The following is a 13,004-nucleotide window of genomic DNA, read 5'->3' as shown; positions in this document are numbered from 1 at the left end:
TCTGACCTTCGCAGCATGATGCGCTGCTTGATGCGCATCCAACGCTCGTAAAGCTTAGATTCTTTTAGAAAATTCCAACCCTCCTCTTCACCTGCTTCTACCTTTTCGGCTTCCTCGTGGTTGTACATCATGCCCGTGCAGAGGCAGTTCTTGCGGCCCGTACGGGTCAGAATATCGTAGTTGACGCAACTCCCGCAGCCTTTCCAGAAGGCTTCGTCGGTCGTCAGCTCGCTGAACGTGACGGGTTCGTAGCCCAGGTCGGAGTTGATTTTCATCACCGCCAGGCTAGTCGTGATACCAATAATTTTGGCGTTAGGGTACTTCTTGCGCGACAACTCGAAAGCCTTGGATTTGATGGCCTTGGCCATACCACTCTTGCGGTAATTGGGCGAGACGATCAGGCCCGAGTTGGCCACAAACTTACCGTGCTCCCAGGTTTCGATGTAGCAGAAGCCAACCCAATCGCCGTCCTTGGTAGTGGCGATGATGGCTTTGCCTTCCACCATCTTTTCCATCAGGTAGACCACGGAACGCTTGGCGATACCCGTACCGCGCTGCTTGGCACTTTCCTCCATTTCAGCGCAGATCGTTTCGGCATGATGCAAGTGATCTTCGGTGGCGACTTCTACGATGAAATTACTTTCTTGATTTTCTTTATTTTTCATGAAAAAAGGCTGAGTTGACTCCTTCTGCGCAAAGCTTGGGGAAACTCACAACGATTGGAAGTGAATTAAGATATAAAAGCAGGAAAAAGGGCAGAAAAGTATTTGCCACGTAGGCAAAAAGAGATTATAGGGTCCGGGTGGACCTAAATCGGAAGGGCGTCGTATGAAAGAAAGTAAGAACCACTTTGCTATTCACGGGCTGTTTTGCCGTCAGGGCGACGAGCGTTTGGTATAAAACGGTGCAAATCTTGCAAAAAATCTGCTTCTAATCCAGTTAAACCGCGCTTTTATTTTTTGCGTTCATTCTTTTTGTCTCTGGTTTGAGTGTTTTTCTGGTCCAAACCACATTCAACAACTTACTTCTGTTCCAAATTCTTAATTACCAGGAATTTGATATTCAACCTGTTGGCATAATTTATAGTGAATCTTTGAAATATGTGATAATTTTGAAAAACACAATCCACAATTAGACTCATTCCATGAACCGACTTACCGCCGACGACCTGGTCTATGGCTATATTAATGGGATTTTTCCGATGGCTGACGCCGACGGCACGCTCTACTGGTACTCGCCCGACCCGCGCGCTATCATTCCTATCGACACTTACCGCCCTTCCAAATCGTTGCGTCCCGTCCTGAATAAGAAGGCGTTCGAGATTCGCATCGACCACGATTTCCAGGAAGTCATGCGGGGTTGCGCCGCGCCGCGCGAACAGGAGAAAGGCACCTGGATTTCCGAATCCATCATTCAGGCATATACAGATTTACATCATCTTGGCATGGCCCACAGCGTGGAGGCGTACCAGCAAGGCCGACTTGTTGGCGGCCTGTACGGCGTGGCGATCGGATCGGCTTTCTTCGGCGAGTCGATGTTTCACTGCGTGAGCAATGCCTCCAAGGTGGCTTTTCACGCCCTGATCGAAACCTTACGAGAACGCAATTTCAAGTTGCTCGACACTCAGTTTATGAACGACAACGTCCGCCGTTTCGGGGCGGTCGAGATTCCCAAGCTAGAGTACATTGGTCGATTGCGGAAGGCGGTCGTGGAGAAGAATCAGTTTGTCGAGTCTGAATTAATGCCTGTTTTTCAGCGGGTAGCGTAGTTATTTCACCTCACCCCTGCCCCTCTCCTCAAAGGAGAGGGGAGTACACTTTCTTCGTGAGGTTGTTTTCCTCTTTCCGCTATGTCCTCTACTAAGCCTATTCTTGTCGTAAAATTTGGAACTGCCTCCATCACGTTGGCTACGGGTGAACCGGATGAAGGGATTATTTCGGAGATAGCTCGTCAGGTGGCGGGTTTATACGCGCAATACCGGGTTATTATCGTTTCGTCGGGGGCTGTAGGCGCAGGAAAGAGCCATATTGTGGACTATAAGGGTACACTTACGCAGCGGAAGGCGGCAGCGGCGGTAGGCAATCCACTACTGGTTGGACTGTACGCCCGGTATTTTCAGCCGCACGGCATTTCCATTGCCCAAAGTCTCTGCGAACGACAGCATTTCGCCAATCGCAACCAATTTTTGCAGTTAAAAAGTACCTTCGAGGAATTGTGGACGAGTGGCATTATACCCATTGTCAACGAAAACGACGTGGTCAGCGATCGGGAGTTGAAATTTTCGGACAACGACGAACTGGCGACGTTGATTGCCACGGGCTTTGGAGCAGAAGTGCTGATGCTGTGTACCTCGGTGGGTGGCTTGCTGGACGACACCGGTCGCATTGTGCCGAAGGTCAGAACGGTGGATGAAGTCTTCAAGTGGGTGCGTACCGACAAATCGGCACTAGGCCTGGGTGGAATGACGTCCAAGCTGACCTTCACCAAACTGGCGACCCGCATGGGTATCCGCGTGATCATTTTCGGCATGAACGAACCGGACGGACTGGTGCGGGCGTTAAAACAGGAAATCGGCACGGAATTTCAGCCGCAGGCCAGCACCCTTTCAGCCCGCAACCGCTGGCTGGGCAGCGGCGGCCTTGTGGCCGGGCAGCTTTTTGTGGATGCGGGTGCTGAACGGGCTTTGCAAAAGCGCAAGAGTTTGCTGGCCGTCGGGATTCTGACCGTACAAGGCGAGTTCGAAGCCGGGGAATTGGTGGAGATATTCAATCCCGAGCGTGAAATGGTGGCCGTTGCGCGGGCGCGGGCGGATTCTTCGGGTATTGTGGCTAATTTGAAGACGCTGAATTTTGAGGTGGCTAATGCTAGTGATATTGTTTTGTTCTGAGTGGCTGGAAGAAAGGGGAGGGGAGAAACAGAAATCAGGGAAATAAAAAATCAATTTCCATGGGGTGATGAGTAAAAAGAATTGAGGAGCAAAATATCAATTGCCGGGTGCTTTATCCCGGATGGAGGATGAATTTTTCAAAAAAATAAAATGGTTGAGCAGGATTTTGCGGTAGTTGAAGATACTGGCTTAAAAGCCCGTACTACATTTCAGGCGACTCGCCAGGCGGCGGCGGCGGTGCGGAATTTGGGCGATAGCACGAAAGCGGAGTTATTGAATAATTTGGCGGAGCGGGTTTTGGCGCAGAGGGATTTTATCCTGACCGAAAACCAGAAAGACCTGGATCGCATGGATGACTCCGACCCGAAGAAAGATCGGCTCCTACTGAATGAAAAACGAATAGAGGGTTTGGCGCAAAGTCTTCGTGATGTAGCGCAGCTCCCCGACCCGAGTGGGGGAGTGTTGTTGGAACGTACTTTGGAGCAGGGTTTGAAAATGCAAAAAATTGCCGTGCCTATGGGCGTAGTAGGTGTGATTTATGAATCGCGGCCTAACGTCACGCTCGACGTAGCGGCCCTCTGTCTGCGTTCCGGGAATGCCTGTATTCTGAAAGGCGGCAAAGAGGCGTCGTTTTCAAATGCCTGTTTGGTACAAATCATCCACGAATCTCTGGATAAATTCAAAGTACCTGCCGCCGCTGTAACACTCCTACCAACCGACCGGAAATACACCCAGGAAATGCTGACCGCCACGCGCTACGTGGATCTGATCATTCCGCGCGGCTCAGAAGCTTTGATTCAGTACGTGCGAAAGAATTCTTTGGTATCTACCATCGAAACCGGGGCGGGCGTATGTCATACCTACGTCGAAAAATCAGCGGACTTGGAAAAGGCAGCAGCCATCGTGGTCAACGCTAAGGTGTCGCGACCTTCGGTCTGTAATTCTCTAGACACTATTCTGGTCGATCGTGCTGTGGTGAAGGATTTTCTGCCTAAAATCAAAGATGGGCTCGCCGCTCACGACGTAGAAATTTTCGCGGACGAAATCGCTTACCAAATCTTGCAGTCCGTTGATTATCCTTTTTTACAAAAAGCTCAGCCGGAAGATTTTGGCCGGGAGTTTTTGGATTTCAAGTGCTCGGTCAAAGTCGTAGATGGTCTGACTGAGGCACTGGCGCATATTCAGGAATATTCATCGCGGCACTCTGAGGCCATCGTTTCCGAAGACACCGAAGCTACCGAAACTTTCCTCAGCGAAGTGGACGCAGCGGCGGTGTACGCCAACGCCTCTACCCGTTTTACCGACGGCGCGGTGTTTGCGCTTGGGGCCGAAATCGGTATTTCTACCCAGAAGCTCCACGCCCGCGGCCCCTTTGCTTTGGAAAAACTAGTGACGGAAAAATGGGTTGTGCGCGGCGACGGACAGGTGCGGGCGTAGGGTCTTTTTCGTATATTTGGGTAAAAGCATTACTCAAGATAAACCCTTTTACATGACCCCAACCTCTGAAAACAACCAACTACCTACACTTACTCAGGAGGCGACCGAACTACTCAAAAAGCTCATTGCTACGTCTTCCTTCAGCCGCGAAGAGAACAATACGGCCCGGCACCTCGAAGAATTTTTACAAAAAAAGGACATCCCCTTTCACCGAAAGCAAAACAACGTCTGGGCATTGAACCGGCATTTCGACGCCGCTAAGCCCACCTTGCTTCTCAATTCTCACCACGACACCGTAAAACCAAACAAATCATGGACGCTCGATCCATTTGAGCCACTCGTCCGTGATGGCAAGCTCTTCGGTTTGGGCAGCAATGATGCGGGCGGTTGCTTGGTGTCGCTGATCGCTACCTTTTGCCATTTCTACGAACGGACGGACATGGCCTATAATATCGCCCTGGTCGCCAGTGCCGAGGAGGAAATTTCGGGCAAGCAAGGACTCGAAATCGTCGTGCCCGACCTTCCGCCGATCGAGTTCGCCATTGTGGGCGAACCGACCGAAATGCACCTGGCCGTAGCCGAGAAGGGGTTGCTTGTGCTGGATTGTACTGCCAAAGGAAAATCCGGCCACGCCGCGCGCGACGAGGGCGAAAACGCGCTTTACAAAGCCATCAAAGACATTGAATGGATTACGGGCTACCGTTTTCCAAAAGTATCTCCTACGCTCGGCCCGATTAAGATGTCAGTAACAATGATTAACGCCGGGACGCAGCACAACGTCGTACCGGACACCTGCACTTTCACCGTAGATGTACGCGTGACGGAGCAATACACGCTGGAAGAGGTCGTGGATATCGTGCAGGCTAATATTCAGTCGGAAGTGGACGCACGTTCGGTGCGGCTTCGCCCCTCGAGCATTCCGACCGATCACGCCATCGTGCAGGCAGGGGTGCGGCTGGGACGCAACACTTACGGCTCACCAACTACCTCCGATCAGGCTTTGCTGGACTGCCCCTCACTGAAAATGGGGCCAGGCGATTCGGGCCGCTCGCATACTGCTGATGAGTTTATTTATTTGCAAGAAATCGAAGCAGGTATAGCGCAGTACGTGCGGATGTTGGAGGAGATAGTGTAGGAATAAGAATTCCGTCCTCACAATTTTATTTCAAAAAGCGCCGCCGGACCTTGCTGATAATGCTCAGGAAGCCCGGTGGTGTTTTTCAAGTTGAAGACTCCCAAAAAGTCAAACCCGGCACTTGTATAGTGTTCGATCAGCCGGATATTATTACCAATCGTATCCAGCCTCACATAATTTTTGCCGAGACTTTTGGCGTAAGCTTTGGCCCAATTCACAATCTTGATCACAAAATTTTGGCCCCGGAAAGCTGGATTAGTCGCTATTCGGTGGATGTAAATGGCGGAGTCGGAGTTGCGCTCCTCCCAAATTTGCGCGTCCTCAAAAGTAATGACCCACACGCAGGCAATTTGACCGTCAACTACCATTTTCCACTGCCGGTTTTCGGCCACTTCGGTGTCCACAAGTTGTCTTTCAAAAGTAGGCCACACAACGGTTGCTTTGACTTTGGCCTGGTGAGCGGCTGCTTCCCGGTAAAGTCGGAAAATTTCGGGAATGTCGGCTTCGGTGCTGTTTCGGATTATCATGATTAGCAGGTTGATTTTGCGAAGGCAAATGACGCAACAATCCCAAAACAGTACAACCCGAATTTTGCGGTTTCTCCTCCCCTGCCTCAGCCAACTACCGTCTCTCGCTGAATCAGCGCCTCACGATCCGGCCCGGTGGACACAAATACAATCGGTAGTTTTAATTCTTTTTCCAGAAAGTCCACGTAAGCCGTGAGCGCGGCGGGCATGTCATCGAAGGCATAGAGGCCGTCCAATGATTGCTCCCAACCCTTGAAATCTTGGTAAACAGGCTCGACGTCTTCGGTGCAGAGGTCATAAGGAAGATGGTCGGTCGTAGTGCCATCGGCCAGGCGGTAGTGCGTACAGACGCGGATAGAGTCAAAGATGTTAAGGACGTCCACCTTCATCATCACCAATTGAGTCACGCCATTGAGCATGATGGCGTATTTCAGTGCAGGTAGATCCAGCCAGCCGCAGCGACGTGGACGGCCCGTGGTAGATCCGAACTCATTACCTTCCTTCCGCATTTTTTCGCCTGTCTCCTCCAAAAGCTCAGTCGGAAACGGTCCGCTGCCAACTCGGGTGCAGTAGGCCTTGAAAATGCCATATACCTCACCGATGGCGTGCGGTGACACGCCCAGGCCCGTACAGGCCCCGGCAGTCATAGTGCTGGAACTGGTCACGAAGGGATACGAACCGAAGTCGATGTCCAGTAGAGAACCCTGCGCGCCTTCGGCCAGCACGGATTTTTCGCTGGCTAGTGATTCGTTGATGAGGTACTCGCTATCCACGAGCTGAAACTGCTGCATAAACTCCACTGCCGCAAAAAACTTCTCCTCAGCGGCAGTTAGCAATTCTTGATAATCGAATTTATAAAAATCAAGAATCGCCTTGTGGGCATCGACCAACTTTTGATACTTCTGCCTAAAATCGCCCGTCACTGTGTCGCCGACGCGCAGGCCGAGGCGGGCAATTTTATCCTGGTAGGTGGGGCCGATGCCGCGCAGGGTGGAGCCGATCTTGTCGTCTCCCTTTGATTTTTCGTAGGCGGCATCAAGCAAACTGTGCGTCGGCAGGATGAGGGAGGCCTTCTTGGAAATAAAAAGATTAGACTTTAAATCCAGGTTGTACTTCTGCAAGCCTTCGATCTCGCGGCGGAACACGATGGGGTCCAGGACCACGCCATTGCCGATGATATTTTGAATATCTGAGCGGAAAATCCCGGACGGGATTTGGTGCAGCACGTGCTTTATACCATCGAATTCGAGAGTGTGGCCCGCATTGGGGCCACCTTGGAAACGGGCTACGACCTTGTACTGCGGCGCCAGCACGTCTACAATTTTGCCTTTTCCTTCATCGCCCCATTGGAGGCCAAGTAATACGTCAACTTTCATAATTAAATGGATGCTGGACGTTGGACGTTGGACGTTGGACTGACCTTTTCATAAGGTTGAGTACAATTCCGCATGTGAATCGCATTCATTCTCCATTCTCCATTCTCCATTCTCCATTAAAAAAAATGCCCGCTTCAACCGTGTTCATTGGTCGAAGCGGGCGTGAGGTTTAGAATCAGTTATTGGTGCCCGGTCCGAAGATTTCTTCTTCGGAAAGGTCGCTGCGGTTTTCGCAGTTGGAGCGGGTACAACCGCCATAAAAAATCAGCGAATGGTGATCTACCTTGAAATGCAGCATCTCGCCCACCATGTTTTGGATTGATTGGATACGAGGATCGCAGAATTCCATCACCTTGTGACAATCGGTACAAATAAGATGGTCGTGTTGCTTGAAACCGTACGATTTCTCATACTGCGCCAAATTCTTGCCAAACTGGTGCTTAGTGACCAAGTCGCAGTCCACCAGTACGTCCAATGTATTATATACCGTAGCTCGGCTGACGCGATACTTTTTATTCTTCATGCTTATATACAGCTCGTCCACGTCAAAGTGGTCACTGCGGGTATAGATTTCCTCCAAAATCGCAAAACGCTCAGGCGTCTTGCGAAGGCCCTTGTTTTCCAGATAGGCCGTTAGAATTTTCCGCGCGGCTTCCAAATTGTCCTTGGGGTTGTTTGGCATAGGTGGCAAAAATCAGGTGCAAATATCGGCATTTTTTACGAAACCTTATTCAGATTGGCATCGAAGCGGAGGACTTTGAACACCCCGTCCACGCGTTCCAATTTATTGATGAGCATGTCGAGGTGGCTGGTGTCGTGGACGTATAGCTTAATATCACCCTCGAACACGCCATCTTCGGTATCAATTGTCAGGCCGCGCATATTGATAAGTAAGTCGCTGGAAATGATGCGCGTTACGTCGTTGATCAGTCCCACGCGATCAGTACCCGTGATGCGGAGACCAGCCAGAAACGCCTCCTGCTTCTGCGATTTCCACTTGGCCTTCAGGATACGGTTGCCGTGCTTCGACATCAGCTCTGCGGCATTAGGGCAGGTAGTACGGTGAATCTTAATGCCCTCATTTATAGTTACGAAGCCGAATACATCGTCGCCCGAAATTGGATTACAGCAAGGCGACAGTTTGTAGTCAATCTTGTCCATGTCCTCGCCGATGAGCAGCGTGTCGTTGTCGGTGCGCTCCCCGTGGATACTTTTCAGCACCTTGACCACGGCCTTGCCATCGGGCGTTTCCTCGCCATTGACTTTCTCCTTCCGTTCTTTGTTCTCCTTGCTTTCCTTGTATTTCCTGAACTTTTTGAGCTCATCCAACTGAATGTACCCCTTGCCGATGCGATAGAAAAAATCGGTCGGCGTTTTGCACTCGAAGAAGGCCCGTAGTTGGTTGAAGGTTTCGGGTGAAACTACCAGCCCCAGCGTTTTGAGTTTTTTCTCCACCATTTTCTTGCCGTCAGTTTCGTAGCGGCGGCTTTCTTCTTTCAAGAAGTCCTTGATCCGCGCCCGGGCCTTGGACGTGACCACGATGCGCAGCCAGTCCTCATTTGGCTTCTGCTTGTTAGAGGTGATGATCTCGACCTGATCTCCATTTTTCAGCACGTAGCTGATTGGTGCCAGCGTGCCGCCTACCTTGGCGGCCATACAGTGCGCACCCACCTCGGAGTGAATGTCGAAGGCAAAATCCAAAGCCGTGGCGCCTTGCTGCAGTACTTTAAGTTCCCCTTTGGGCGTGAAGGCAAAGACTTCCTCCGTGAAGAGATTACTGCGGAATTCATCCAGAAACTCGATGGCAGCAGTGCGGTCGCCCGTGCCGTCTTCCAGGGTTTCGCGCACGCGGTTGATCCAGTCCTCGATGTTGCCGCGCACTTTGGTATCGTTTCCTTTGTACTTCCAGTGCGCCGCGTAGCCCTTTTCGGCAATTTCGTCCATGCGCTTGGTGCGGATCTGCACCTCCACCCACTGCCCCGTCCTGCTCATCACTGTCGAGTGCAGCGACTGGTAGCCGTTGGCGCGGGGAGTACTAAGGAAGTCTTTCAGCCGATCAGGATTGGGCTTATAGTGATCCGTAACGATGGAATAAGCCTGCCAGCAGAGTGCCTTTTCGCGATCAAATTCCGCCGGGGCGTCGATCAAAATGCGGATGGCGAAGAGGTCGTAAATTTCCTCAAAGGGCTTGTTCTGCTTGCGCATTTTGTTCCAAATCGAATAAATCGACTTAGGGCGGCCCTTGATGATGTATTTCAATCCTGCCGCCTGCAGATCGTCCTCAATGGGATCAGTAAAACGGGCAATGAAACGGTCGCGGGCAGTCTTCGTTTCCCGCAGCTTGCGCGATACCGCGCGGTAGGCTTCCGGCTCGGCGTATTTCAAATATAAATCCTCTAACTCCGACTTGATGGCGTACAGACCGAGGCGGTGGGCCAGCGGGGCGTAAATAAAGATTGTCTCGGAGGCGATCTTCAATTGCTTGTCGCGCGGCATGGAGTCGAGCGTGCGCATGTTATGCAGGCGGTCCGTCAACTTGACCAGGATTACGCGCACATCGTCGGAGAGCGTGAGCAGCATTTTACGGAAGTTCTCCGCCTGTTGCGAGGAGCCGTACTCGAACCGGCCCGAAATCTTGGTTAGGCCGTCGATGATCTTAGCGACTTTCTTTCCAAACAGTCGACTTATGTCGTCGATCGTCATCTCCGTATCCTCCACTACATCGTGCAGCAGCGCGGCCACAATCGCTGTGGTACCCAGCCCAATTTCTTCCACGACAATCTGCGCCACGGCCAGCGGGTGATAGATATACGGCTCGCCCGAACGCCGCCGCATGTCTTTGTGTGCCTCCATTGAAGTATTGAACGCCTTTTTGATGAGTTTGGCGTCGTTGTCTTTCAAAAAAGGCTTGGCGGTTTTGAGCAGCTTGCGGTATTTTTTCAGGATATCTTTGCGCTCCTGCTCTAAGTCGATGGCAATGGTTTCCACAGTGTCGGATTCATTATTCGGTAAGGCTACACCAAATTAGGCGATAAAGCGCTAAATTTCAACAGAGTTAGAATTCATCCAGTATTTAGAACCTTCTACTTATGCTTTTCAACTTACTGAACAACATTAACTTATAAAGAAACTACACGTTTTTATTTGTAAAAAATCAGCAAATTCTTTTTGAAAATAAATAAAAATTCATCTTGTCTGATTACCTTTGCACTCCCAAAATCAGTAGCCTTGTTAAGGATAAGGCATTTGGAAAGTACGCGGGCGTGGCGAAATTGGTAGACGTGCTAGACTTAGGATCTAGTGCCGCAAGGCGTGGGGGTTCGAGTCCCTCCGCCCGTACGATCGAAAAAAGCCCCAGAGAAGGGGCTTTTTTAATTTTGAATAAGTGGGTACTTTTTGCTCTTCGCTTCTTTATCCACTCATTCTCTCATTCACAATTCACTCATTAAGTAATGGATGTCCAATTAGAAAAGAGCTCCCCTACTTTGGCTTCGCTGACGGTGAAGCTGACGAAGGACGATTATCAGGAAAAAGTCGATAAGTCCATCAAGGACTACGCTAAGAAAGCCAATCTGAAAGGCTTCCGGCCGGGTAAAGTACCGCCACAAGTGATTACGCGCATGTACGGCAAGAGCATCAAAGTTGACGAAATCAACAACATGCTGAGTCACGCCGTAACGGATTATATTCGCGAAAACAAGATTCAGATCGTCGGCGACCCGCTGCCCAACCGCGAGCAGGCTGAGGCCATCGACTGGGACACGCAGACGGACTTCGAGTTTGTGTATGACTTGGGCATGGCGACCGACTTTGAGGTGGATTTATCGGAGATTGCTGCGGTGCCTCACTATACTATCACGGCCGACGAGAAAGAAGTGGAGGACTCCATTGGGAAACTGCGTGACCGCTTTTCTGATCCGATCAATCCTGAGATTTCCGAGTTGGGCGATACGCTATTTGGTGAATTGAAGCAGGAATCTTCGGAGTTTACAACCAATACGGCCATCCCGACCAAGCGCGTGAAGGAAGCGCATCGGGCAAAATTCCTGGGTGTGAAGAAAGACGACGAAATTGTGTTCGATATTCAGGACACTTTCGAGGACGAGGCGGCGATTGCCCACGTCACGGGTAAGAAGAAAGAAAACGTGAGCGAGCTCACGGGCGACTTCACTTTCGTCGTGAACGATATCACCCGTACGGCTCCCGCCGAATTGAATCAGGAGTTTTTTGACAAAGTGCTGGGTCCTGGCTCGGTCACGAGCGAGGAAGACTTCCGCGTCGAAGTAGCCAAGATCATTGAGGAAAACTACGCCCGCGAAACTGAAACGATGTTGCGCCGTGACCTTGAGAAGGCACTGCTGGACGAAATTGAGATCGACCTGCCCGCTGACTTTCTGAAAGACTGGCTGGAACGAACCAACGAAGGCAAATTCACCCGCAAGCAAGTTGAGGAGCAATTCGAGGATTTTCAGAAATCGCTAAAATTGAGCCTGATCAAGAATCGCATCGCCGAAAAGGCCGATCTAAAGGTCGAATATCCAGAAATAATGGCCTACACCAAAAACATGATGCGTGGTCAATTTGGCATGTACGGTAATGATGACAGCATGGACGAAGTGATTGAGCGCGTGGCTAGTGGCTACCTAGCCGACCGCGAAAAAGACAACTACTCCACGGTATTCAATCAGGTGTTCGACTTGAAAGTACTGGACGTTATTCAAGATGAGGTCGCTACCGAAGAGCGCACGATCGACGTGGAGGAGTTTGAGAAAATGGTTAAGGCAGCCAACGAAAGTGATGCTGCCGTAGAAGCAGGTGTTGAAGCGGAAGCATAAAGCGCTCTGTTTTTCGTAAACTAAAAAGCCCCTCTGCATTTTGCGGAGGGGCTTTCTGCTTTTAGAACGTCTCGTTTACTTCTTCGCCGTTGAGTCTATCTTGGCTGCGTTGGGATTGTTCTTCTTGTATTCTTCGTTCAGCCCGTCGATCATTTTCTGCGTGACGTTCAGCGTAGAGTCAGCAAAGAGAATACCACCACCTTTGGAGTAGCCAAGGACAAATTCGTAGTCGTTATCCCTATTGTACTTTTCAATGTACTCGTAAATTTTGTCGTACAGTTCGCCGTTTTTATCGGCTTCCTCCTGCGCCAAAGTTTGGGCTGAGCGGTCGCGATAGGCGATAAGATCTTGCTGCTTCTTACCAAGCTGTGCTTCGGTGGAGCGGGCTTGGTCGAGGGTCATGGTCTGAGCTTTCTGCTGGAAAAACTTAATTTCGTTTTCCAAAGAACGGCCTCGGTTAGCCAAGTCGTTTTCCAGTTGAAAGCGCTTATTTTCCAATTCTTTGCGGGTATCGTCGAAGAAAGTGTAATTGGTCAAAAGCGAATCTACCTGCACGTACACGATGCGGCGCCCACCGATTCCGGTGGAGTCAGAGCCGGAAAAAGAAGAAGATTTATTGCCGGAAAAATGCAAGAAAAACAAAACGATGACCGCGACGGTCAGGACGGCATTCCAGATAAGGGAGGTATTGTTGTTCACGTTTTTGAATGATGAGGGGTCCGCCCCCGCGGTTATGAATGATGAATTATGAGATGACAATCGCTCGTCTTTCAAAACAAGCCGCAAAGATAGGGATTTGTCCATCAA

General features: G+C 50.6%; 11 protein-coding genes and 1 tRNA gene. 6 read left to right on the top strand and 6 right to left on the bottom strand.

The genetic code is table 11. From position 1 onward, the window contains the following. The coding region (locus ACEW8P_RS03065; protein WP_373511638.1) for a GNAT family N-acetyltransferase at window positions 1–665 on the bottom strand (665 nt) is incomplete at its 3' end. Window positions 666–1,144: 479 nt separating this feature from the next. Between ACEW8P_RS03065 and aat the strand changes: the two genes are divergently transcribed. The 4 genes from aat (at window position 1,145) to ACEW8P_RS03045 (ending at window position 5,459) form a co-directional block, all read left to right on the top strand. After that, a complete protein-coding gene (gene aat / locus ACEW8P_RS03060) occupies window positions 1,145–1,768 on the top strand; it encodes a leucyl/phenylalanyl-tRNA--protein transferase (protein WP_373511637.1) in 624 nt (207 codons plus the stop codon). Window positions 1,769–1,849: 81 nt separating this feature from the next. Next, the gene (gene proB / locus ACEW8P_RS03055) at window positions 1,850–2,887 is read left to right on the top strand and encodes a glutamate 5-kinase (RefSeq protein ID WP_373511636.1); all 1,038 of its coding nucleotides are present in this window, start codon (window positions 1,850–1,852) and stop codon (window positions 2,885–2,887) included. Between the two features lie 150 nt (window positions 2,888–3,037). Continuing rightward, window positions 3,038–4,324 carry a glutamate-5-semialdehyde dehydrogenase gene (locus ACEW8P_RS03050; protein ID WP_373511635.1) on the top strand — a complete coding sequence of 429 codons (1,287 nt, stop codon included), beginning with the start codon at window positions 3,038–3,040 and terminating at the stop codon, window positions 4,322–4,324. Between the two features lie 52 nt (window positions 4,325–4,376). Beyond that, a complete protein-coding gene (locus ACEW8P_RS03045; protein ID WP_373511634.1) occupies window positions 4,377–5,459 on the top strand; it encodes a M20 family metallo-hydrolase in 1,083 nt (360 codons plus the stop codon). Between the two features lie 17 nt (window positions 5,460–5,476). Here the strand turns inward: ACEW8P_RS03045 and ACEW8P_RS03040 are convergent, their stop codons facing one another. From ACEW8P_RS03040 to ACEW8P_RS03025, 4 genes are all read right to left on the bottom strand, one after another. Then, window positions 5,477–5,986, bottom strand: a complete 510-nt coding sequence (locus ACEW8P_RS03040; RefSeq protein ID WP_373511633.1) for a GNAT family N-acetyltransferase — start codon at window positions 5,984–5,986, stop codon at window positions 5,477–5,479. A gap of 86 nt (window positions 5,987–6,072) precedes the next feature. Continuing rightward, a complete protein-coding gene (locus ACEW8P_RS03035) occupies window positions 6,073–7,362 on the bottom strand; it encodes an adenylosuccinate synthase (RefSeq protein ID WP_373511632.1) in 1,290 nt (429 codons plus the stop codon). A gap of 175 nt (window positions 7,363–7,537) precedes the next feature. After that, the gene (locus ACEW8P_RS03030; protein ID WP_373511631.1) at window positions 7,538–8,044 is read right to left on the bottom strand and encodes a Fur family transcriptional regulator; all 507 of its coding nucleotides are present in this window, start codon (window positions 8,042–8,044) and stop codon (window positions 7,538–7,540) included. A gap of 35 nt (window positions 8,045–8,079) precedes the next feature. Next, on the bottom strand, window positions 8,080–10,350 hold the full coding sequence (locus ACEW8P_RS03025; RefSeq protein ID WP_373511630.1) for a bifunctional (p)ppGpp synthetase/guanosine-3',5'-bis(diphosphate) 3'-pyrophosphohydrolase: 2,271 nt from the start codon (window positions 10,348–10,350) through the stop codon (window positions 8,080–8,082). A gap of 269 nt (window positions 10,351–10,619) precedes the next feature. On the opposite strand from ACEW8P_RS03025, the gene ACEW8P_RS03020 reads away from it, so the two are divergent. Both ACEW8P_RS03020 and tig read left to right on the top strand, forming a co-directional pair. Next, a tRNA-Leu gene (locus ACEW8P_RS03020) sits at window positions 10,620–10,701 on the top strand. Between the two features lie 113 nt (window positions 10,702–10,814). Then, window positions 10,815–12,197 carry a trigger factor gene (gene tig / locus ACEW8P_RS03015; RefSeq protein ID WP_373511629.1) on the top strand — a complete coding sequence of 461 codons (1,383 nt, stop codon included), beginning with the start codon at window positions 10,815–10,817 and terminating at the stop codon, window positions 12,195–12,197. A 75-nt stretch (window positions 12,198–12,272) separates the two neighbouring features. Here tig and ACEW8P_RS03010 read toward each other — a convergent pair whose 3' ends face one another. Further along, on the bottom strand, window positions 12,273–12,896 hold the full coding sequence (locus ACEW8P_RS03010) for an OmpH family outer membrane protein (RefSeq protein WP_373511628.1): 624 nt from the start codon (window positions 12,894–12,896) through the stop codon (window positions 12,273–12,275). Between the last annotated feature and the right edge of the window lie 108 nt (window positions 12,897–13,004).

The organism is Persicitalea sp., assembly GCF_041751555.1.
In the GTDB taxonomy this organism is placed as follows: domain Bacteria; phylum Bacteroidota; class Bacteroidia; order Cytophagales; family Spirosomataceae; genus Persicitalea.
This window is presented reverse-complemented; position numbering and strand designations above follow the sequence as displayed.